19 protein-coding genes are annotated in these 22,072 nt (G+C 46.3%); 2 read left to right on the top strand and 17 right to left on the bottom strand.

The window, feature by feature from the left end:
- Window positions 1–150: 150 nt before the first annotated feature.
- The 5 genes from ABGV42_RS31235 to ABGV42_RS31215 all read right to left on the bottom strand — a co-directional run bounded on the left by ABGV42_RS31235 (window position 151) and on the right by ABGV42_RS31215 (window position 4,402).
- Window positions 151–420 (bottom strand): HPr family phosphocarrier protein, encoded by a 270-nt coding sequence (locus ABGV42_RS31235; RefSeq protein ID WP_017691248.1) that lies wholly within the window; start codon window positions 418–420, stop codon window positions 151–153.
- 135 nt (window positions 421–555) lie between these two features.
- Window positions 556–1,494, bottom strand: coding sequence for a DNA-binding protein WhiA (whiA, locus tag ABGV42_RS31230; RefSeq protein WP_347385144.1), 939 nt, complete (start codon window positions 1,492–1,494; stop codon window positions 556–558).
- 6 nt (window positions 1,495–1,500) lie between these two features.
- Window positions 1,501–2,487 (bottom strand): gluconeogenesis factor YvcK family protein, encoded by a 987-nt coding sequence (locus tag ABGV42_RS31225; RefSeq protein ID WP_347385143.1) that lies wholly within the window; start codon window positions 2,485–2,487, stop codon window positions 1,501–1,503.
- A gap of 13 nt (window positions 2,488–2,500) precedes the next feature.
- Window positions 2,501–3,400: an RNase adapter RapZ gene (rapZ, locus tag ABGV42_RS31220; RefSeq protein ID WP_347385142.1), complete on the bottom strand. Its 900-nt coding sequence runs from the start codon at window positions 3,398–3,400 to the stop codon at window positions 2,501–2,503.
- A gap of 51 nt (window positions 3,401–3,451) precedes the next feature.
- On the bottom strand, window positions 3,452–4,402 hold the full coding sequence (locus tag ABGV42_RS31215) for an ROK family glucokinase (protein ID WP_095293009.1): 951 nt from the start codon (window positions 4,400–4,402) through the stop codon (window positions 3,452–3,454).
- A 280-nt stretch (window positions 4,403–4,682) separates the two neighbouring features.
- Here ABGV42_RS31215 and ABGV42_RS31935 point away from each other — a divergent pair, with 280 nt between their 5' ends.
- Entirely contained in the window at window positions 4,683–4,841 is a 159-nt protein-coding gene (locus ABGV42_RS31935) for a LuxR C-terminal-related transcriptional regulator (protein WP_431523710.1), read from the top strand.
- Between the two features lie 136 nt (window positions 4,842–4,977).
- Here the strand turns inward: ABGV42_RS31935 and ABGV42_RS31210 are convergent, their stop codons facing one another.
- The 3 genes from ABGV42_RS31210 to ABGV42_RS31200 form a co-directional block, all read right to left on the bottom strand.
- The gene (locus ABGV42_RS31210; RefSeq protein ID WP_095362072.1) at window positions 4,978–6,009 is read right to left on the bottom strand and encodes an AI-2E family transporter; all 1,032 of its coding nucleotides are present in this window, start codon (window positions 6,007–6,009) and stop codon (window positions 4,978–4,980) included.
- Window positions 6,010–6,170: 161 nt separating this feature from the next.
- Window positions 6,171–7,130 (bottom strand): thioredoxin-disulfide reductase, encoded by a 960-nt coding sequence (trxB, locus tag ABGV42_RS31205; protein ID WP_347385141.1) that lies wholly within the window; start codon window positions 7,128–7,130, stop codon window positions 6,171–6,173.
- Window positions 7,131–7,337: 207 nt separating this feature from the next.
- Complete coding sequence (locus ABGV42_RS31200; protein WP_347385140.1) at window positions 7,338–9,071, bottom strand: tetratricopeptide repeat protein; 1,734 nt, start codon at window positions 9,069–9,071, stop codon at window positions 7,338–7,340.
- Window positions 9,072–9,602: 531 nt separating this feature from the next.
- On the opposite strand from ABGV42_RS31200, the gene ABGV42_RS31195 reads away from it, so the two are divergent.
- Window positions 9,603–10,061, top strand: coding sequence for a hypothetical protein (locus ABGV42_RS31195; protein WP_347385139.1), 459 nt, complete (start codon window positions 9,603–9,605; stop codon window positions 10,059–10,061).
- Between the two features lie 807 nt (window positions 10,062–10,868).
- Here ABGV42_RS31195 and ABGV42_RS31190 read toward each other — a convergent pair.
- From ABGV42_RS31190 to ABGV42_RS31150, 9 genes are all read right to left on the bottom strand, one after another.
- Window positions 10,869–11,243 carry a hypothetical protein gene (locus ABGV42_RS31190; protein WP_347385138.1) on the bottom strand — a complete coding sequence of 125 codons (375 nt, stop codon included), beginning with the start codon at window positions 11,241–11,243 and terminating at the stop codon, window positions 10,869–10,871.
- A complete protein-coding gene (locus tag ABGV42_RS31185) occupies window positions 11,230–11,556 on the bottom strand; it encodes a hypothetical protein (protein ID WP_347385137.1) in 327 nt (108 codons plus the stop codon). The genes ABGV42_RS31190 and ABGV42_RS31185 overlap by 14 nt, the downstream gene beginning before the upstream one ends.
- A gap of 12 nt (window positions 11,557–11,568) precedes the next feature.
- Window positions 11,569–12,090 carry a hypothetical protein gene (locus ABGV42_RS31180; RefSeq protein WP_347385136.1) on the bottom strand — a complete coding sequence of 174 codons (522 nt, stop codon included), beginning with the start codon at window positions 12,088–12,090 and terminating at the stop codon, window positions 11,569–11,571.
- 712 nt (window positions 12,091–12,802) lie between these two features.
- A complete protein-coding gene (locus ABGV42_RS31175; RefSeq protein WP_347385135.1) occupies window positions 12,803–14,545 on the bottom strand; it encodes a hypothetical protein in 1,743 nt (580 codons plus the stop codon).
- A 99-nt stretch (window positions 14,546–14,644) separates the two neighbouring features.
- The gene (locus ABGV42_RS31170) at window positions 14,645–15,604 is read right to left on the bottom strand and encodes a sugar phosphate isomerase/epimerase family protein (protein WP_347385134.1); all 960 of its coding nucleotides are present in this window, start codon (window positions 15,602–15,604) and stop codon (window positions 14,645–14,647) included.
- A 62-nt stretch (window positions 15,605–15,666) separates the two neighbouring features.
- Window positions 15,667–16,539 carry a carbohydrate ABC transporter permease gene (locus ABGV42_RS31165; protein ID WP_110821838.1) on the bottom strand — a complete coding sequence of 291 codons (873 nt, stop codon included), beginning with the start codon at window positions 16,537–16,539 and terminating at the stop codon, window positions 15,667–15,669.
- 61 nt (window positions 16,540–16,600) lie between these two features.
- Complete coding sequence (locus tag ABGV42_RS31160) at window positions 16,601–17,497, bottom strand: ABC transporter permease (RefSeq protein ID WP_095292991.1); 897 nt, start codon at window positions 17,495–17,497, stop codon at window positions 16,601–16,603.
- A 117-nt stretch (window positions 17,498–17,614) separates the two neighbouring features.
- Window positions 17,615–19,219 (bottom strand): extracellular solute-binding protein, encoded by a 1,605-nt coding sequence (locus ABGV42_RS31155; RefSeq protein WP_347385133.1) that lies wholly within the window; start codon window positions 19,217–19,219, stop codon window positions 17,615–17,617.
- Between the two features lie 422 nt (window positions 19,220–19,641).
- Window positions 19,642–21,915, bottom strand: coding sequence for a helix-turn-helix domain-containing protein (locus tag ABGV42_RS31150; RefSeq protein WP_347385132.1), 2,274 nt, complete (start codon window positions 21,913–21,915; stop codon window positions 19,642–19,644).
- Window positions 21,916–22,072 lie beyond the last annotated feature (157 nt).

The following is a 22,072-nucleotide window of genomic DNA, read 5'->3' as shown; positions in this document are numbered from 1 at the left end:
TACGAATAGCCTCCTTATGTCTAAGATCTCATTTCCAAAGCAGTTTGATACCTTATCAGACGGAGGCCATTTCCAAAATGTTGCACTTGATTATCCTTATAACGCAAAAAAGCCCCTTGCGGGACTTCTTCATGTCATGTTAATCATATCTTATTGGTTTTCAAGTTCTTCCTTGCTCACCAAACTCACTAAAGCGTTTACAGCCTGTTCGGCGTCCGCGCCTTCAGCACTAATTTGGATTTCTGTACCAGTACTGATTGCAAGGCTCATGATCCCCATGATACTTTTTGCATTAACTTTTTTGTCGTCCTTCTCGACGAACACTTCAGATGAGTACTTATTCGCTTCTTGAACGAACAGTGCCGCAGGTCTGGCATGGAGACCCGTTTTCAAACGGACAACTACCGGGTGCTTTGTCATGGAAACTTACCCCCTATTAGAAATCTAGACATTAAATACACAATTATATTTATAACATTATACCATTAACCCGCGCAGGACACTAGAAGAAAAAAACCAGAACACTTCCGATTCTTTACCCAGGTCCAAAATTCGTTAACCGTGACGTTCATTCCGCACTTTCTCAGCCAGTTCGTCAATCTTGCGGAGCCGATGGTTAACACCGGATTTGCTGACGGTACCTTTTAACAGCTCGCCAACTTCCTTCAGGTTAATGTCAGGATGAGCCAGTCTGACCTCTGCGACTTCACGCAGCTTCTCAGGCAACGACTCCAATCCGACTTCTTTTTGCAGCAGCTTGATATTGTCGATCTGTCTTACGGCTGCCCCGATCGTTTTGTTCAGATTAGCCGTCTCACAGTTGACGATCCGGTTGACGGAATTACGCATATCCCGCATAATCCGCACATCCTCAAATTTGAACAAGGCCTGATGCGCCCCAATGATGCTGAGCAGCTCAATAATTTTCTCGCCTTCCTTAATGTATAGGATGAATCCTTTTTTGCGTTCTATACACCGGGCATTGAGATGAAATTCATTGGCCAGATCCACAAGGGCCTGACAGTGCTCTTCATACATGGATGCGATCTCCAGATGATACGAGGACCCTTCCGGATTGTTGACTGAGCCACCTGCCATAAACGCGCCGCGTAGATAAGCCCGTTTACAACAGTTTTTCCGTAACAGCTCCTGATTAATTCCTGGAGTGAACAAAAAGCCTTCCGATACAATGTACAGCTCCTTCAATATCTCCTGTACCATAGACGGAATACGAACAATGTATACATTGTTCTTTTTCAGCCGCATTTTTTTGCGGACAAGCAATTCCGTATGCACTTGAAAATGCTTTTTTAGCAGAGAGTATGCCCGTCTTGCGATCGCGGCATTCTCCGTCGAAATATCCAAGATGACTTTTTTATTCGATAACTGCACCGCACCAAGCATACGGATGAGGGCTGAAAGTTCCGCCTTTTCGCAGCACGGTTCGCTCTCGATCATGGTTAATTCTTTTTTGGTCTGTGCTGCAAACGACATGGGACTTCACCTCTTCCGTAATATCCAATTTTGTACCAGCTGATAGATGTGGTGACTAAGCTTATCGGCATCATGACGCAGATAGGTTTTAAACAGAACGAGTGTATCCGCGACCACCTGATAGCCGGAACTTTTTAGTACATCCATATCCAGAACAACCGGTTTTGCTCCTTTTTCCGCATACTTATTCTGCACCTGCAGCGGAATTTCACCATTATTAACGATAACATAGTCAAAGAGCTGATGCCCAACGTGCTCATGAACCGCCTTGAGGTGGTCACTCACCGTGTAGTTATCCGTCTCTCCAGGCTGTGTCATCACATTACATATAAACATCTTCACGGCCTCTGCCTCGACAACAGCCTCAGCCAGCTTGGGCACTAACAAGTTGGGCAGAATGCTCGTATACAAGCTGCCTGGCCCGATTAGGATGGCATCTGCTTGACGAATAGCCTCTACAGCCTCTGGCAACGGCTCCACGTGATCCGGTTCAAGGAAAACGCGTTTAATGCGTCCGCCTGCTTCAGGGATTTTGGACTCGCCTGTAATGATCGAGCCATCCTCCATCTCCGCATGCAGCACAACCGCCTGCCCAGCTGCTGGCAAAACCTCACCACGAACGGCAAACACGCGGCTAAGTTCCCGCACTGCGGTTACGAAGTCGCCTGAAATATCCGTCATTGCAGCCAAAATCAAATTACCCAGGCTGTGGCCTGCAAGCCCCGCGCCTGTATTAAAACGATATTTTAGCATATCCGATAGCAATGGCTCTACATCAGCCAGCGCCGTAAGCACGTTACGAATGTCGCCCGGAGGCGGCATTTGCAGTTCGTTGCGCAGGATGCCTGAACTACCACCGTCATCTGCTACCGTGACGATGGCCGTGATGTCCAGCGGCTTCTCTTTCAAACCGCGCAGCATCACGGATAACCCGGTTCCGCCGCCCATTACAACAATTCTCGGACGTTCTCTTCGTGGTCCGGCCTCTTTCATCCCTTCACCCTCTTCAATGACGATCACGGTCAGCGTCGCGATGGCTCACGGTAACAGCTTCAGTTTCGCTGCTTCCCAACATTTTGCCCAAATATTCGGATATGGCTACCGAACGATGCTTGCCTCCGGTACATCCAATCCCGATGATCACCTGACTTTTGCCTTCCTTCCGGTATTGCGGAATCAGGAAGTGCAGCATATCGAGCAGTTTAGTCAAAAATGACTGTGTTTCAGGCCATTTCATAACATATTCATATACATCACTATTCTGCCCTGTATTCGGACGCAAATGTTCAATATAATGCGGATTCGGCAGGAAACGGACATCAAACACCAGATCTGCATCGATTGGAATGCCATATTTAAATCCAAATGACGTGATATTCACCGACAGCATATGACTTTCCAAATGAGAAAAACGGGAAATAATCCGCTCTTTTAGTTGCGCCGGCTTCATTGTACTGGTGTTCAGCACCTGGGTAGCCGAATTCTTGAGTTCCTCCAGCATCTTGCGCTCCAGACGGATGCCGTCGAGCGGCATACCCTCAGGAGCCAGTGGATGTCTGCGTCTGCTCTCCTTGTAACGCTGTACAAGGACAGAATCCGTTGCATCCAGGAATAGAATTTCGCAATGAATGGTAAAATGATCTTTTATATAGTTCAAAGACTCGGACAAAGCCGTAAAGAATTCCCGTCCCCGCAGGTCTATCACGAGGGCTACCTTACCGATTTTGCCGTTCGATTGTTCAATCAGTTCCGCAAATTTCGGAATCAACACCGGTGGCAGATTATCCACGCAGAAAAAGCCGAGATCTTCCAGGCTCTGTACCGCTATCGTTTTGCCTGCTCCGGACATGCCCGTAATGATAATGAGCGTGGCGCCTGTGCCCGGTGAAACTTCACCTTCAAGCATAAATGTCCCCTCCTTATCATATTGCTGCCTAATCATATGGTTCCGAGGTTACTATGAACGCAAGAGAAGTCCTGCCGCGCCAACAATTCCCGCATCGTTGCCCAGAGTTGCTTCCAGGATCTGAACACCCTCCTGCAGCGGTTCAGGTGTCAGTTTCGCAAATACAGCACGTACTTCATCAAACAGGATATTACCGGCTTTGGATACGCCGCCTCCAATAATGAACATTTCCGGGTTCATGACTGCAGCGACAGCCGCCATCGATTTTCCCAGATAGAATGCAGCACGATTCACGATGCGCAGAGCCACTTCATCGCCAGCTTTGGCTGCATCGAATACTTCCTTGGCTGCAATTTTGTCCACGAGCGCCAGTGACGTATGATCACCGCGTTCTACCGCATCCTTCGCCATACGGATAATGCCCGTTGCGGACGATACGGTTTCTACACATCCCATTTTACCACAACCGCACTGAATGGCTTCCAGATCAGGCACAACACTGACATGACCCAGTTCTCCCGCCATGCCAGAAAATCCCTGATAGATTTTGCCGTTCAGTATCAAACCTCCGCCAACACCTGTGCCCAGCGTGTAGCACACGCAATTATCCACGCCCTTGCCGGCACCTGCCCAAGCTTCACCCAGTGCAGCAACGTTAGCATCGTTATCTATTTTGACTGGCTTGCCCAGACGCTCTTCCAGAATCGAACGAATGGCTACATTCCGAAATCCGATGTTAGGAGCGAGAACGATAATACCCTCGCGTACATTCGTGAACCCGGCTACCCCAGCTCCTACACCTTCAAGCTGTTCCCAGCTATATGGCGATTCTGCCACGATATGACGGACATACTTCTCGATGTTGGCGATGACCGTGTCTACGCCCTTATCCACTTCTGTCGGCCCTTCATACGTATGCATAAGCTGACCTTGTTCATTGCATATACCGACCTTGATTGCTGTTCCGCCGAGATCGACCCCAACGTAGATTTTCTCAGACATGCCGCAAGCCACCTTTATCTATCTAAAATAGTTTAATCCTACGTACCAACTATAATTGAAGGATACGCCTGGGTCAAGACGATAAGACCATTGATACAGAACGCTTCGCCGCGATTGTAAACCCCATCACATCCATATCATGTATACGTATACAACCTCTCCTCTCTTCTACCAAAACGCAAGCTTTCACGCTTCCCTACTAGAAAGGTAAGCCTCAACTCATGATATTTCATGATCACTCGTTCCATGCGTAAAAGATGACAGTTGTCACCTGAAAGTCATGACAACTCTTACTAATCGCGTCAATAATCCCTTATCAGAGCAGGAGAAAGAACTACTTAAGCTGGCGGCAACCGGCATGAATGCCAATCATATCGCCACCTCGCTCCATTTCTCGTACGGCACCGTGCGTAATCATCTGTCCGAAGCCTTTATTTAACAAGCTGGGGGCAAAAAATTGGATGGAAGCGGTCAGTGTGGCTACATGCGTAAAACAAAAACACCTCCCCTTACGGGAGGCGTTTTAACTTTTTCAACCGTATAATCCTCACTAATCCGAGTCGTCGAGCGGTTCGTTATAGCTTGGTTTCCACACGTACCGGTTCTTCCGTCTTCTCCATTTTGTTGACATCCAGGATATCGAGCAGGAAGACAAAGATCGGAATACCGATAATGAGGCCCCAGATTCCCAGGAAGTGCTGTGACAGAATCAATACAATAAACGTGTAAAACATCGGCAGCTTCGTTTTATGTGCCATCAGTTTTGGATTAAGGAAGTACGTTTCCAGTGCATGAATGATGACAATCATGACGATAACGATAATGCTTAGCTGTATTCCGCCCATTTGATAGCCGATCAGACACAGAGGCACCAATGATATAATAACGCCCGCTACCGGTACAAGGCTCAGCAGGAATACGAGAATCGTCAGAGCAAACAGATACGGGAATCCGAGTATCCATAGACCCAGAATGGTCAGAGCCGTATTGAATACGGCGATCATCAGCTGAGCCTCAATCACTTTACCAAAAGACGATACAAATTTGTCCCCAAGATAAGCTACTTCATTGTAGAACCACCCGATCTTGCTCGTTTTGAACTTGGATGTGAACTTGACGATCTCCTGCTTCTGCAGCAGGAAGAACAGACTGAGTATGATGACCAGCAGAATAAACTCAAGCCATTTGCTCAGAGCAAATATATACTTCAACGCATCGTTCGCATAGTTCTTGATGTCGTATGATTGAAGGAAGCTGGCCACTTTGGCTGCCAGATTATCCCCTTCGGCAGTATCGAAGAATGTCATAATCTCATTGGTTAACTGAATGACCTGATTGACAATTCTCGGTGAATATCTGGATATACCCAGCACAATGGCTGCGATTACGATCAGATAGAGCAGTATGACGACGACTTTATAATTAATCGGAAATAGCCGATTTAGTTTCCCCGTAATAAACTGCTGCAACCGATTCATGACATACGTCACTAGAAATAGCAGCAAGATCATGTGCAGCATACTCCCCATGCTGAACAGGACCAAACAAAACAACAGTAGAATCAAAAAGCGTCTGACTGTTGCATTTTTTAACCACTCTTTAATCATTTCCCCCAAAATCTTCACCTCGCAGCTAATATGCCCATTATGTATACGATCTCATGACCATTTGGTTTCAAAAAAAGAGAAGCCTCCCGGCTTCTCTCACGTGATGAGACTTCCCGTTGTCTCTTATTTATAGTTTATGCAGCGCACTACCTTGGTCATGCTTACTTATCCAGCGTCTCGCTCCAATCGTGGATAATACTGCCTTCAAGGTACTTCTCACAGTCCATGGCCGCCATACAGCCTGAGCCAGCCGCGGTGATGGCTTGGCGATATTTTGTATCCTGAACGTCACCGCAGGCGAATACACCCGGAATGTTCGTTTCGGTGGTTCCTGGCTTCACCACAACATAACCGTGATCATCCAGAGCAATCTGGTTACCCAGGAAGCCCGTGTTAGGCGTGTGGCCAATCGCTACAAATACGCCATCTGCTTCGAGCAGCTCCTCTTGACCTGTCTCATTATTGCGCACCTTCAGTCCCTTGACACCAAGTGCCTCAGGCACAACTTCGAGCGGTGTCCGGTTCAGAGCCCATTTCACCTTCTCATTGCTGCGCGCCCTGTCCTGCATGATCTTCGATGCCCGCAATTCGTCCCGGCGGTGAACGAGTGTCACGTCTGTTGCGAAACGGGTCAGGAAGCTGGCTTCCTCCATCGCGGAATCGCCGCCACCCACAACAACAATTTTCTTGCCACGGAAAAAGAAACCGTCACATGTCGCGCACGTACTTACGCCGCGCCCCACATTCTCCTGCTCTCCCGGAATGCCGAGATAGCGGGCAGAAGCACCGGTAGAGATAATAATCGACTCCGCCTCAAGCTCACCAATGCCTCCGACTTTCACCTTGAATGGCGGCTTGCTGAAGTCAACTTCCTCTACCCATCCATTCTTGAATTCCGCTCCAAAACGCTCTGCTTGCTTCCGCATGTTATCCATTAATTCCGGCCCCATAATACCCTGCGGGAATCCTGGAAAGTTTTCAACCTCTGTCGTGGTTGTCAGCTGGCCTCCAGGTTGCAGACCTTCTATGACCAAAGGGTTCAGGTTGGCACGAGCCAGATATATCGCTGCTGTCAGACCTGCAGGTCCGGTTCCGATCACAATCGTTCTGTATTTAGACATATAGATACAGCCTCCTTGATAAGGTTGAGAGTGTGTTGACTGGAAAACTTCTAGAGTGATATGACGAAGCCTATTCGTTAAGTTTACCCGTTTTGCAGGCAATTGTATCCTTCATGAAATTCCGATCTTTCTCAAACTGTCTCCAAGCGCATAATGTTGCTCATCTATACGGCCAACAAGAAAATGGTACATGTAACCCGGAGTATACTACACGGTTGGCGGGATGCTTCCGCACACCCGAACAATCTGCCGTGCGTATTTGCTCACGGTGGAAGCCGATATGCCGTACCGCTCCGCTATACTCTGATAGGTAACGGGACGACTGTGGATTTTGGCTGCGAGATATTCCAGCCCCGCAGCCCAGCCTTCAATTTGCTTGAGCCCTGGACCATCCGGATGTACTCTGGATACATAATCGGTCCAGATCCGTTCCATCTCCTGCTGCAGCTCCGCTTTCGCTTCTGTCATCTGCAGAGCACGCTCCACTACGGCTTGCCAGTGCGAAGTCGTTTCCGACTTGGCGTGCACTGTGCTTGGTTGCATTTTAGGGAGAAGACGGTCTGTTATCCCGGATACCGGTTGTTGATCATGGTTCTTGCCCTGATTCTGCTCTTTCATTTGGAGTCCGCTCAGCACAGATTCAGCCGCAGCAACCAGGTCCTGATCTTCATCAGGCTCTTGTACGAAGGATTGCAGTGCTTGCTGCACCTCATAATCAGCGATCATGGCCAAGGCATGAATGACCTGAAGCTTGGTTGCACGATCTCCATGGCGCAGCGCCCAGAAGAACGATGAACGGATGAGCGGGTCATTTTTCATCTCTTCCGGTATACCGTTACCATAGTTCTCCCATTGTCTGAATTGCTCGTCAAACGGAAGATGGTAATGATAGCTGAGCTTCTCCGGCTCACGCTCCCCTTCCCGAACGGCATCAAGGCCAGACAGATAGAACTTGGAAACCTCTGAGCCCGGATCTAGCTTGGACACATGGCGCCATAGCCGCTCTGCAACGTCGTAACGCTCCGTATTATACGCCGCCACGGCCGCGTAATGAGCAAGCGCCGGATCGGCTGCCGTCTCTTCATCCTTCAAGAGTCGGCGGAAATGGGTATAGGCAGAGTCATGCTGCCCGAGAATTCCCATCGTGGTAGCCAATTTATATACCTGTTCCTTTTGGAAAGGCATGATGACACGCAGTTTTTTGATCAACAATAGCACTTGGTCTGCCCGATTCTCGTTCTGGTGGAAGATCGCGAGATTACACAAGGCATGCAGGTTTCCCGGCTCCTGCTCGAGCACTTCATCAATCGTCTCTCTCGCCTTGGGGAACAGTCCCATATAGTAATAAGCCAGCGCAAGATTGTTACGGGCTGCCAAATAGTCAGGGTAGTCGGGTGACATGCCCTCCAGAAGTTCGGCTGCCTGAGCAAATTTCCCCTCTTCCAGCAGCTCTCTTGCCTGATCGTGCTCAACCACACCTTTGCGGGATTTGATCCGATTCAGCTTGGCCGGGCGATCCAGCTCATAATACAGAAGCTCCATCATCTCTTCGGCTTCCGTCATGAACTGCCCCTGTGGGTCCTCCTCCAAATACGTAACAAGTGCCTGCTCCGCTTCCTCAAACCGGTCCATATTCGCATAATTGTTGGCCATATAGAAGTAGCATTCCGTCATGGACGGATCCACCACCTCCAGCACATGCGCCAGAACGGTATTGGAAGCTTCGTAATCTCCCTTCTCAGATAATATACCCGCCATATTGCAATGGTTCACCGGATTTTCCGGTTCATATTCAACAGCTTTACGAAAATATTTTAATGCCTTGTCAACATGATTACGGTCCAGCGAGCGGACAGCTCTCTCGAAAAAGAAAGAAGCATCCAAGTGAATCGGTATAATATTGGCAAGGGGTCCTTCTGCCCGCACTAGCTTGCCCTTCATCTTCCAAGGCACCTCCTCTTTGCTTTCATTCATACTCTCCAGTATACCACATCTGGCGGCGGTCTTCTCAACATGTAGTTTCAAGAGCTTTATGCAAAAATTGCACATAAAAAAGATGCCATTCCATCCTCCTTGAAGGGTGAAATGCCATCTTTTATCCTTTCACTTCCAACAAACCCTTTTTGATGTGCAGATCATGTTATGAGGGTCTACTACCTCAATAACAAATCTTATCCTTAGAAAAACAACCAAACATGAGTATGACACCACAAATACAGTTTAAAAAAATGCTCTGTTACCCTTCTCAAGAGTACTCATGAACACTCTTCACCTGCCACTAGCTGGCTCTCTCTAATTATGGTAAAATGAGCATGTATTTCATTAATATGTAATTTGGTGTTTTTCATTCACACCTCATTTACAATTCATTCATCCAACACTGACCCTCAGCCACTTTGTGCATCATTAAGCTAACGTATATAAAACAACATATTCTAAAAGCCCAACATTATTATCTTAAGGAGAAGTTGTATGATAATTACAAAAGTGAAACCCCTCCTACTCATCTTAATATGCTTGATTACCTTTACTGGATGTTCAAAAGAGTTAGAAATTAAAGAAAATAAGTTCACTTTAGATGATGTATTAACAGTACTTGAATCACAAAAACTAGATTTAGTGTCCTATGGTATAACTGGGTATCCTTTAAAATTACAAGATGTTATACCTGATGCATACTCAGTTGAGATGCCACAGATAGAAGAACAAAACGACCCTGAATTTATACACTTTTATATCTTTAATTCTGAAAAGGATCGTATAAAAGGGGCAAAAGAATTCAATAAACAAATGGAAAGTGCTGATTCTACACCGTTCCCCATTCTATATGAGAAAGAAAATGTTCTCATAGTCTACTGGAGTAAAACCAAAGAAAATCCTTTGTTAAATGGAAAAATTGAAACTGCGATAGAGCAACTGAAGATACAATAGTGCAAACACATACTGGGCAATGCAAAGCTTTGCATTTTAACAAAGTTGTGGAATCCCTTTCTTTTATGAAACAACCTAAAAGGCACTAAATGACAGGTGCACGAGCATAATCATATTCACAAAACTTTCAGTCCAGACAAATGAATCCCCTTGTGGTATACAGATAAGGTTGACTCTTTCTGTTTATTTTGAGGGGATTTTATATGGGCAGTATTAACAGGCACTTTCACCGGAATTGAAAAGCATAGTTTTTCTGATGTCACGAACAAGACTTTCCGGTATAAGCAAGCCACGAATAAGTTGGTTGTTCTAAATACCTCTATAAGACGCTAGCTCAAATTCTAGATAATAGAGACCTTCAGGGAAACCGAGGATACTACGTCTCCCACATGAGGAACAAATCCGCAAGATGATATGGTTTTATGATAAATAAGGACCCCCATCTTATCTGATAATTTCTCATATAGCGAGTCCCTCGAACCTTCCGAATCTCGCTACCGTTGTTTGGATAATACCTGCAAGGAGTTTCTTCAGGCATTTAAAATCTGAATATCTACACCTTCAATCATATGATTTAAAAGAAACGCTTATCATCAATTTCAAGAATAATCACGAAGGTACCACGAAAACTAAACAACCTTAGTCCTATGAAATACAGAACTAAGGCTGCTTAGTTACTTCAGTTTTAATACTGTCTACTTGACAAGGCAAGTTCAGAGTACTAACACCAGTTCGCAATCTAACTTTCTTCAATGTTCACTAAATAATTTGACCTGTAATTAGGCAATGACGTTTATTTCATAGTAACTACTTGATAGCAGCATAATTTATTTCAAGTTTATCTTGGGAAGCGTTTAAAAGCCCTGTTTGATATTCATTAAATTCAGCAATATTATTAAGCGTTCCCTCTTTTACTAATTGATCATAAAGTTTACCAATTAAAATAGCTTTTTCATAGCCATATCTTGTTTCTTCGCTATTCCAAAACTCATCTTCAGTTAAACCTGTTATTCTAATTCGATTCGACATAAGTTCTTTTACTAAATAATTCTCTGGATCTAGATTTGGATCGTTTAAAGCGGCTTTTTCAACTGCAATAACATCAGTAATCTCTTGAGCTGTTGCTTCAAGTCCTAGGTTTTTAGCATTTTGTACTGTCAGTTCTGATTTAATAAAGTTCATTAATAATATCATCATCACTTTGGGAAGCTTGCTTCATTAGATTATTATTGTTTTGAAGACTACTGATTAACTCAGAACTCTTCTTGTAAAAAACAAATCTATCCCTTGTGATTTCGATTCCATTTCCCACAACCAACGGAGTTTCAGCTGTTAAATTACGATTTAATTTACCTTCCTCAAGACTTAATTGAATCTCATCAAATCCTTCTTTAATTTGTTCTTTTGGAATAGCTGACTGAGAGTATATAACTGAACCTGTCAATAGTAAAGCAGCAAATACACCCATCATAATTGATATATACTTTTTTTTCAAAAGTAGCACCTCCTAATGTGATATTTTAAATGAATCGGAAACACTTCCACCACCGGTACACTTACCAATATTCGGTGTTGCAACACCGTAATTTTCGACGTTCACCGAAAATGGGGAATCAGTAGTATATGACCATCCATTAGATTTGTAGCCTAGTATAGCTGTTCCGGGTGAAACTACATAGCTCCCTTGAATAGGTAGACTAATTGTTTGAGAACCAAAATTAGTTGACTTTCTTATTGCCAATGTTGTTGAACATCCAGTTAGACCGTAGCTACTTGGAGAAGATACACTTGCATTTGATTCTGAATAAGTATACAACTTTGAACCTGACTGAACCGTCGATGAGTATGTTAATGACGAAGATACTGTGACAAGCACAGTAAATGAAAGCCCTCCATCTAATCCCCATTGAATAATATTTTTAGATGTGGAACTAGTATCAACGGCAGCACTCGCAGTTGAATAAAAAGGAACCATTAGTAAAGCAAGACACAAGGGAACAACTATCAACAACTTTTTTATTTTTCCCAAAGAAATACCTCCAATTTTTATATTTTCCCAGCAAGTCAGCCCCTCCAAAAAGCCTAAATTTGGGAATATATACTATATTAACGCTTACAAAACAAATTTCTTAGTAATATATCCTACAGAAAGTAATTATTACCAATGCGGGTAATTTTGTATATCCAGATTGAATATGGCTTGCTTAGATAAGTTGTTCTCTTTCAGATTTTTTTCTCTAAATAGTATCCCCCTCACCTCCTACCAGCTGATGATATATATAACTTTTCGTCTTAAATGTTCAGTTATTCTCTCTTCTATTAGCGGTCTAAGTATCACTATAGCTATTCTTCTAGCAGGCAGTTAGCCGGCTCTCATAACATTTCCCGAAATCATTCTAAAAAGAATTATGCCGAGCTCCAAGGCTCGGCATATAGTGAGTTATGACTTAAACAGAAGCTTTGTTTTAATTCTCTGAATAGCCTCTTTCTGCACAGACTCGTTTTCTACTGTCAAATCCTTCACGTTATGAATCGATTGGAGTCTTAGGGTTAATGCTCTCAATGAACGCTATACGATACATTTCGAATACACATCATCCAAATGCCCCTTTAACGTACATATAACTGACTCCTTTGCGTTCAATTTGAATATGCTGCACGTTAAGGCCCTTTTTCAAATATATTTTAATCTTATACATTATTCATACGTACCAGAAAAGATCCGATAGTTTAAAACTTCATCACACCATCGATGACGATAGGGAGATATGGATCGTCTTCCTGAACGGTGTCATGAAGTTGACCAGCACAACCTTGCACCTGTCTGGTAACTTCGCCTCGCGTACAGTTGCTGCCAGATGGCCTATCTCGCCTCCGGTTAGCTCGATCCAGTCTTCTCCATAAGAATAGCGGAGCGTTCCACCCTTCCACAGATAATGCCCGCCACTCGTCTCAAGCAGCTCGCCAGCTGACAGCTCCCCTTCATCTCCGAATACGAAGGACAACTGCATCATAACCTCCTCGGGTTCGTCACCTGACAATTCCAGCTTCCACCCCTTCTCCGTTGGTACTACCTCCGCACTTGTGTGGAATGTCTGTTCATGCGTAAGTTCTCGTTTCTGATGAGGTAGCAGATACCAAGGGCTAGTGGAAGTTTTCACAGTCTCGGGCAGCTGATTTGCAGGAATAGGCGCATAATAGCCTTTCTTCTGCTCACCCCTCAGACGATATCCTGCGGACAATCGGTCCATCTTCTGCATTGGCACATAGCCTGGATTGAAGTAGGATGCCAGTTGCACGGCCAGCAGACGCACCGAACCATGACGAAGAGCGAAAAAGGACGGCACTTCCGTCATTATGGTTATGCTAGTCGCATGATCCCTTATACGGGCAACAGGCGCGCCAAAGTCCGTATGCATCCGGCTATGAGAAATATGTCCATAATGTCCTGCTGACGCCATTTGTTGTAAATAACCTTCGCGCGCAAAGTGTTCATTCAACATGATCTCATACTGCTTAGGCAGTTCGTCTTCCACCTCATATATCTCCTGCAGCTCAGGCTCCAGCAATAACCGAATGAGCGAATTGACCGAACAGACGCCAGGGTCTGTTAGTGAATCGCCTGCCCATTTCGCCATATTGGCCAAAAGCGGATCTTGGTCTATTCGGGCAAGGATTGCATATGGCAGGTAATAAGGGGACAGGTCATGCATACTGCCCAGATCCTGACGGCCCGAGTAATCCGTGACAATCTCACCTGTGGGATGTACCAGGTACACCATCATGCGCAGATTAAGTCTGACGGGCTCAAGCAGCTCAGGACGATTCAACAAGCGAGCCGCATGGATCAGCATAATGTCGCTAACCGCGTTATAGATTCCGTTGCTGCGTTCTGTCCACTCCCCATCGGGAGTTATATCCATTCCTTCCGCCAGCCACTGTTCTGCACGATTGACTGTCTCTTCCAGGTCAAACAGCTGATGCAGAAAACCAAGAGCCGCACATAACACCCAGCGATGGTTCGGCGTATGGCAACCTCCTGTAAGCATGACTGGTACGGTTCGTTCCAAAAATAACCGCATCTTGTCCAGCACAGGCTGCAGTTCCTCCCAATCCTGCTGTTGAAGCAGCTGGTACAGCTGAGCATACCCCACTACGACAAATGCCGTGTCTGGCGGCGAATGATAGTTGGTCCATCCCGGAGATATAGAGCCGTCTTCATGCTGGTTACGGAGCACAAACTCCGTTGCCAGTAGAAGGCGATTTAACAGCTCTTCATTCCGATAATAGATTGAATCAGGGTTAGCAAGCGCAGCCCCCCAGTAACACATATCCGTAGGGGTTCCGGTCGTATGATTGACCCAGGCGATTCCTGTGTAGGGATCGATTGTTCCACCGTAGTATCGGCTATTCGGATCCAGCACCTGCCGGGACAAGCCTCTCTCCACCGCCTTGTCATTGCTATCCACCAGTTGTTTGTACATGTGCTATTCCCTCCAAACTGAGTAGTCGCGCGTGATTGGGCTGGATTGCCAAAGAAACAGCCGCAGCGCACTCATTCAGCGCGCGGTCTGTTTCCAACATCATCGTCCCTCCCCTGCCGGATCCATCTTCTTCATAAGCAGTTCATGACTCTCGTGAATTTCATCCGGTGTACAAGCTGATTTCAGTTCATAGACCTTGACTTTTGCCCGGCGGATCATAGGTAGGTATGCATCATAGAAATGCATATCTTGACTGTGCACATAAGGGCACCAGTGATCCGAAAGGCCAAGTGTCTCATGAATATGAACGCCTACGATATCATCCATCAGCCCTTGCATCTCACCCACGCTGTCGTATAGCCCCAGGCGATCCATCATGATGGCATGCCCGGTATCATACCAGATGCCAACTGGAGCCCCTTGTAGAGCCTCAATAATCGTCTTGGCTTCTGCCAGCGTAGGAATCTGCTGTGGTCTGGAGCGGGTTTCGATGCCGAACCGGACATGAAGACCTTTGGCCGCTGCCTGATTGCAGACTTCATCCAGGCTGCGGATAATCTGTTGGACATAGCCGTTGCTCAGTGCCTGCCGCCGTTCAACAAATTCCTCCCATTTGCTGCGATACTTAGCTGAATCCTTCCCCTCGTCGTGATACAGCTGTGCAAGCTCCTTGCTGACACTCTCCGGGATAGGTACCTCTCCCGGATGTACAACAACAGCCTCAGCTCCGTAACGATGGGCATATTCTGCGGAACCGACAAGCAGCTGGATGGCCTTTTGACGCTTCGTTTCATCCTGGAATCCGAGCAGTACCGAGTCTGTACCGTAATCAGGGTCCGGGACATGGGGAAATGTGTTATGCACACTGGAAACACCAATCTCTCCGCTCTCAATCATAGGCTCAATGGACGTCAGCATTTCCTTCGTCACGTTATAGTTAAGTTCAACCCGGCGGAAGCCAAGCTCGCGAATTTCCTGGATCATGGCCTCGCCCACCTGGTGACGCTTAATGTTCCAGCATGTGGAGAACGAATACTCACCCTTGTCATTTTGCTGCATACAAGCTCAACCTTCCTTTCTCTGTTGCAACCTTATCCCGCATATAGTGGGTATGGCTTCAATCAACCTTTTACGGCCCCAAGCATGGCACCACTAACGAAATATTTCTGCAGCCAAGGATAGACAAGCAGGATGGGAACGGTAGCAAATATAACGGTGGCAGCCTTCAGACTTTCCGGCGTGAGCGGTGCCCGGTTGGCACCCTCCATCTGTGTCAGTTCACTCACCATGTTGTTCTGTACCATTTGGAATAGCTTGAGCTGCAGCGGATACAGCTGTGGATCGTTAATATACATCAGGGAATCCTGGAATCCGTTCCAGCGTCCCACCGCATAGAAGAGAGACAAGGTGGCCATCACTGGCAACGAGAGTGGAAGAATGATTTTCAACAACGTATGAAGATGTGAGCTTCCATCAATCTCAGCCGATTCCTCCAGACTTTCCGGAATGCCATTGAAGAAGGAGATCAGGAGAATCAGGTTAAATGGACTGACCAAACCCGGCAATATCAATGCCCAGACCGAATTCAGTAAATGCAGATCACGAATCAGCAAGTATTCCGGAATGATCCCGCCACTGAAGAACATCGTAATGATGATGACATACATGAAGAGCTTGCGGCCCTTCAGTTTCTTCTTGGTCAACGGGTACGCTGCAGCAATAGTAAACAGCATGCATAATACCGTAGTCGCAATCGTTAGAAGCGCAGTGTAACCAAGTGAATAGAGCATGGAATGGTCAGAGAACACCTTGACGTATGCATCCCAATTAAACTCCTTCGGAAACAGCGTCACTTCTCCCGATGTTATCGCTCTGTTGGAGCTAAACGATATGGCAATCGTGTGCAGAAAAGGAGCCAGACAGAACACGACAAACAGGGTTACAAAGGAGATATTAACGATATCAAAAATCCGATTTGAGGTGCGGTCACTCATGTGTGCACAACTCCTTTACTGATGGTCTACAGCATAACAGGCTCGCGTACGTTCTTTTCCTCTACAAAATCCCTTCACCAGTTACCTTTTTCGAAATGTAGTTGGAGCCCAGCACGAAAATAAGACCCACGACGGCCTGGAACAGTCCGACTACCGTTGCCAGTGTATACTGCCCGGATTCCAAACCCATCCGGTATACGAAGGTGCTTAGAACATCTGAATATTCACGCACCGCTGTGTTCCCGATAATGTAAGGACGATCGAATCCAATCGTGACCATGTGCCCCAGATTCAGAATAAGCAGGGTTACAATGGTCGGCTTGATGCTCGGCAATGTAATATGCCAGATCTTTTTGAGACGTGTTGCTCCATCGATCTCAGCCGCTTCAAACAACTCCTTGTTCACACCCGTCAGTGCAGCCAGATACAGGATGGTTCCCCACCCGGCACTTTGCCAGACACCGGTAAACAGGTAGGTTACAAGCCACGGATTCTTCTCCGTCAGAAATGGGATGGGGTTCAGCCCCATACTCTCGAGCACACCGTTTACCATACCGGATTGGTTGCCAAACAGCTGGTATACGATCCCCCCGATAATCACCCATGAAATGAAGTGAGGGATATACAGGATGGTCTGCGACAGCTTTTTGAACCATTTAAACCGAATTTCATAGAGCATGATTGCCAGGATAATTGGAGCAGGAAAAGATACAATCAGATCCAGAAAGTTGAGCATAAAGGTATTTCGCAGCGTGGTGTAGAAGTCCCGCATCCCAAATACCTCGCGGAAGGCATCAAAGCCAATCCACTCGCTGCCGCCAATACCCTGAAACAGGTTAAAATCCTTAAATGCAATCTGTACGCCATACATTGGTCCGTAACGGAAAATCACAAAGTAAATAAGGGGCAGGGAAATCAACGCGTACAATTGCCAATACCTCTTCAAGTAGGGGGTCATGTCTGTCTCCTCCAATCCGTGAAGATAAACTGTGCCGCCTCAGGTGACGGCACAGGTCACTTCAAAGTTTATCCGCTCTATCCAGTAGCTCTGTACCACTTGCGAGGATCTTTTTTCTTATTTGGCAGCAAGCTCCTGAACGGCCTGTTCAAGTTCTTTCTTCAGTGCTTCACCGCCGAGTGACATGTAATCATTCATTTCCCGTTCGTATACCGCTTCGAATTCTTCCGGTTTCGCCATTGCTGTTTTCACGATAATGACATTGAGCTTATCTTTGAGGGCTGTACCATATTTCATCTCTGCTTCAATTGGCTTATCGAAGATAATAGGTCCTACAGTGTCCGTATTGGCAATATCGATGGACTGCTTCAACATCTCCTGATTGTTCTGCGGGAATCCCAAGACCCAAGCTTTTTCATTCATGGCCTGGTCACCCACATTTTTGCCGTTCGAAATGATGGCCATATCCCCTGCATTGAAAAGACGATCCTTGGCTTCCTGCGTGGCATCCTCTTTGACAACGGGAAGTCCATCGACCAGTTCATAGTTCTCGCCTTCAACCCCGTTGAGGATATCCCTCAGGTTATTGTCAGAAGCCATCCAGTCCAAATATTTAATGGCTTCCACAGCGCGTTTGCTGCTTTTAGGAATCATAATGTACATGCCGTTGGAGCCGTAACGAGACTTAATATGTTTGTTGTCTACATTCGCATTGGTATAAGCATCGACTGGAACCAGGTTGCTTCCCTCTACATTTTTGCGCAGATTGTCCAGCGTTCCATCCGCGTAGAAGATGGCATCCACATCTTCAGACCAGTAGCCGATGTTACCGTTCTGCACGTCCTTGGCCAGTTGGGTTTTATCTTCATCCAGACTGAAGTCTTTGCTGATTAAGCCTTCGTTGTACAGCTTGTTCATAAACTTCATGGCATCCTTGAAGCCCTCATGCAGTGGCAGCTCAAAACGCTGAGCGTATGTCAGATCACCACTAACCGGCTTGATAAAGGAATAGATCAATGTTTCAAATTGAGCTGGAGCAAGGGCCATTCCCATTGGAATGTTTTTGCTGCCAAGCTGACCAGGGTCCTTCTCTTTAAACGCCTTCAAAGTGATGTACAGTTCATCGGTCGTTGAAGGCAATGGTAATCCCACTTTATCCAGCCAGTCCTGACGAATGTACGAGCTGTATCGCCCTGTAATCGCACGTTTACCCGGTACAGCGAACTGCTGGCCTTCCAGCTGTCCAAACTTTAATGTATCCTCGCCCAGGAACTTCTTCAGGTTCGGTCCATACTGATCCAGCAGTTCACCGACATCGGTCAGCCCGCCCTGCTGGGCATAGCGGTAGAACACACTTGAGTCATATACAAAAACAATATCGGGAACATCGGTATTGCTGGCCATGAGAACATTCAGCTTCGTCACTTCTTCCGAGCGCTGAATCGGTACGAATTGCACATCGATATTATTCGGGTCACCGAATTTTTCCTGCACCAGTTTCGATAAGTAGTTGTTCGTAATGGTGTAAGGTGAAGGACTGTTACCACGATCAAACACTTCCACTTTCAAGGTGACACGCTCGCCATTACCTGACGCATTGCCATCTGCTCCGCCTTGTTCTGATGCGGATGAACAGCCGGCCAGCAAGGAAACTCCCATTACCATCGTAAGCGCAAGTCCTACCCATTTCTTTAGACTCCCCTTGGTTGCTTTTCCTGTCATTTGTGTCATCTCCTTTGCCCTTGTGTGAATGGTTAAATCCTGCCCAGAGTATTCCACATCACTCCTGACATTGGCAACAAACTCGTTTCGTAAACGCTTACATAAGGATAATGGTTTATGCGAGCGACGATTTTCGTACACTGACCATTTTCATCGACCCTTGCCCCATGTATTTATCCACCCTGCACAGTGTTGTTACCGCCCAACCGACCCGCCTTCAAAACACGATAAACCATTTTCATACACTGCCTATATTCGCAAGAGCGCATTAAACTGGAATCATGTGAGTCCGTTACACGATAACCTGTCCCTCTGTCAGTAGGATCATTATGCTCCAACAGCAATAGGGCGGAATTCGTGCATAATGCTCTCCTGACGGAGAGCGCCTGCACGAATTCCGCCCTGTACATGTCCTGATGTAGTCAGCCGCTCGACTCTTTCTCTTCATGATTGCTCGCGGGATGCTCACGCTTCAACCGGCGATAGTCACCAGGTGTGATCCCAGTTACCCGTTTGAACACACGTCCAAGAGTAATTCCGTTGGCATAACCAACTTTTAGAGCAATGTCCTGCAACGAAAGATCAGTATGGACCAGAAGTCGTTCAACTTCCTTCATCCGCAGCTCGGTCAGGAAATCCACAAACTTCATGTTAAACTCTGTTTTGAATAAATAACTTGCATGCTTGCCCGAAACCTGGAATCGATCACTCAGATGCTTCAGCGAAAGATCCGGATTCGCAAACTGTTCTTCAATGTATGTTTTCATCTCATTGACCAATGCTCTGTAACTCTTGGTTTCGGTCACCGATACATAGGTTCGGAACAGTTCGGTCAGATCATCAAACAGCATGGATTTAACATCCTCAAGTGTCTCCGCTTCTTTCATCGATTTTAACCACATGTTCAAGTGTTCTTCGGATAATTTCTCCTGTAGCTCCTCTGACATCATAGCCACTTCGCGGCGAAGCATCTGCAGCATGGCCTCTACAAGGGAGAGAATATCGTCATCAGGCAGCATGTTGTGCTCAAAGGCAGTGAAAATCTCCTCAAGCAGGTCACGCCACTGGCCGCTCGACATTCGGAACCGCTTCACAAAATCGGCGATCATCTGCAAGTAGGTGTAGGTTTCCAGCAACTGTTGAGAGGGTTCACCGGCCCCGGCCAGAACCACATCTCCATTCATCAGAAGCTTGCGATGCATTACGGCTTCTGCTGCTGTATATGAGTCACGGATTGCTCCTACCCCCCTGGCAATCGGCCCGATTCCGAAGCTAAGCGAGATACGGAGATTTTGTTCCACCCAAGACCTGAACTCTTCTGCAACTGCACAGATTCGGTCTGTCATATCTTCACTTGGTTCCAGGGACTGGAAAAGGATCGCAATCCGGTCCGCACTCACCCACTCCATCCAGCATTGCATGCCTGTGTTACGAGTGAGCTCCTGCAAGACATTCATCAGAGCGAATTTAAGCGTGTTCTGCTCGCCTCGCGTGTATCGTTCCTGGAACCCCTTCTCATATCGATTGATTTCTCCGAGTACGACCGTAAAGTGTGATGACTGATCCGTATCCGTTAACGGTGATAGGTCCTTTAATCGTTCAGTGGCACGATCCAGATTCTCTCCATGCAATAGATCGTTGAATAGCTTGCTCCGCTGCAGCAGCGCATTTTCCCTGCTTTTCTCGTCATAATCCATCATGTGATTGATCAGATTTTCAAGTACGCCGTCAATCAGCTTCATTTCGTCGACACTTGACCCTGATTGCTCCAATGCTCTAATTTGATGGGCCTCAATTCGGTTCATGATAATCTGAATAGGCTTATAATTGCGGCGAGTAATATAGACAATATAAATGATGGCACAGACAACGGTCAGGGCAGCAATAAACACCCATACATAAGAAATAACCGATACCCAGCCAAAGAGATTGCCTGCCTTAATACCACTATGGAGCGTCCAACCAAGCCTTTCGAGATGAAGTGTATTTAATGGTTGTCCCCCATGAGCGCCTTCACTGTCTGAGTGGGCATTATATACAACCTGACCCTTCTGGTCCGTAACAGTCATGAAGGAAAGTTGTCCATTCACCATGCTGTCGATGCTCTGCTCAATGCTGCTCATCTTGATGTTAATGACCAATACACCATCGGTGCCAAAGGGTAACGGCATGTCCTTATTAACCGTGAGCACACGGATTGGGGTACGCTGAACCGATTCCACATCATATACTCGGACGGGCTGCCACCCGGGAGCAAGGGAACCAGACATGATTTGATCAATCCAGTTCTGATCTGCAAAGCCTTCTATTTCCCGGGCTCCGCTTGAAGTTAAAGCGCTATCATTTTTCTTGTCATATAAATAAATCGATTGAATCCATGAAGAGGAATTCGTCAGTTCACGCAAACTCTGCGCAATCGTATAGACCGTTTCTTTGCTTGCCTGACCTGGATTATTGAAGTAGAGCTTATACGCCTGCTCACTCTGTACGGCCTCCGTCACCGACAGTTCAATATCACGAATAGTACGATCGAGGTTATCTACCAGATAACTGGAGGATATACGGTCCGCTTTTCTCGTTTCTTCTCTGGAAATATCGTTAATGAAAACAAAAGCGATAAAAATGAGTATGGTCACGGTAAGGAAAAAAATAGGGAAATACGAAAAGAGTAATCGATAATACCAAGTACGGGACAATAGACCCCACTCCTCACTCCACTGAGCCAATATACATCAGCTGTGGTTCTCCTGTTCATCACGATGTGACACTCTCGGACAGCTCCAAAATAACTCCGATAGATGCAATTTGATGTTATTATAGCACAAGCTTCAGAACAGCCAAGCAGGGAATTAT

This window comes from Paenibacillus pabuli (assembly GCF_039831995.1).
Lineage (GTDB): Bacteria > Bacillota > Bacilli > Paenibacillales > Paenibacillaceae > Paenibacillus > Paenibacillus pabuli_C.
Note: the sequence above shows the minus strand (reverse complement) of the source record. Positions and strands in the feature narration are given on the sequence as shown.

What these genes read in the sequence shown, in the direction of transcription:
- ABGV42_RS31235 (WP_017691248.1), bottom strand. Translation starts at nt 420, where the DNA reads ATGACAAAGCACCCGGTAGTTGTCCGTTTGAAAACGGGTCTCCATGCC.
- whiA (WP_347385144.1), bottom strand. Translation starts at nt 1,494, where the DNA reads ATGTCGTTTGCAGCACAGACCAAAAAAGAATTAACCATGATCGAGAGC.
- ABGV42_RS31225 (WP_347385143.1), bottom strand. Translation starts at nt 2,487, where the DNA reads ATGAAAGAGGCCGGACCACGAAGAGAACGTCCGAGAATTGTTGTAATG.
- rapZ (WP_347385142.1), bottom strand. Translation starts at nt 3,400, where the DNA reads ATGCTTGAAGGTGAAGTTTCACCGGGCACAGGCGCCACGCTCATTATC.
- ABGV42_RS31215 (WP_095293009.1), bottom strand. Translation starts at nt 4,402, where the DNA reads ATGTCTGAGAAAATCTACGTTGGGGTCGATCTCGGCGGAACAGCAATC.
- ABGV42_RS31935 (WP_431523710.1), top strand. Translation starts at nt 4,683, where the DNA reads ATGACAACTCTTACTAATCGCGTCAATAATCCCTTATCAGAGCAGGAG.
- ABGV42_RS31210 (WP_095362072.1), bottom strand. Translation starts at nt 6,009, where the DNA reads ATGATTAAAGAGTGGTTAAAAAATGCAACAGTCAGACGCTTTTTGATT.
- trxB (WP_347385141.1), bottom strand. Translation starts at nt 7,130, where the DNA reads ATGTCTAAATACAGAACGATTGTGATCGGAACCGGACCTGCAGGTCTG.
- ABGV42_RS31200 (WP_347385140.1), bottom strand. Translation starts at nt 9,071, where the DNA reads ATGAAGGGCAAGCTAGTGCGGGCAGAAGGACCCCTTGCCAATATTATA.
- ABGV42_RS31195 (WP_347385139.1), top strand. Translation starts at nt 9,603, where the DNA reads ATGATAATTACAAAAGTGAAACCCCTCCTACTCATCTTAATATGCTTG.
- ABGV42_RS31190 (WP_347385138.1), bottom strand. Translation starts at nt 11,243, where the DNA reads ATGAACTTTATTAAATCAGAACTGACAGTACAAAATGCTAAAAACCTA.
- ABGV42_RS31175 (WP_347385135.1), bottom strand. Translation starts at nt 14,545, where the DNA reads ATGTACAAACAACTGGTGGATAGCAATGACAAGGCGGTGGAGAGAGGC.
- ABGV42_RS31170 (WP_347385134.1), bottom strand. Translation starts at nt 15,604, where the DNA reads ATGCAGCAAAATGACAAGGGTGAGTATTCGTTCTCCACATGCTGGAAC.
- ABGV42_RS31165 (WP_110821838.1), bottom strand. Translation starts at nt 16,539, where the DNA reads ATGAGTGACCGCACCTCAAATCGGATTTTTGATATCGTTAATATCTCC.
- ABGV42_RS31160 (WP_095292991.1), bottom strand. Translation starts at nt 17,497, where the DNA reads ATGACCCCCTACTTGAAGAGGTATTGGCAATTGTACGCGTTGATTTCC.
- ABGV42_RS31155 (WP_347385133.1), bottom strand. Translation starts at nt 19,219, where the DNA reads ATGACAGGAAAAGCAACCAAGGGGAGTCTAAAGAAATGGGTAGGACTT.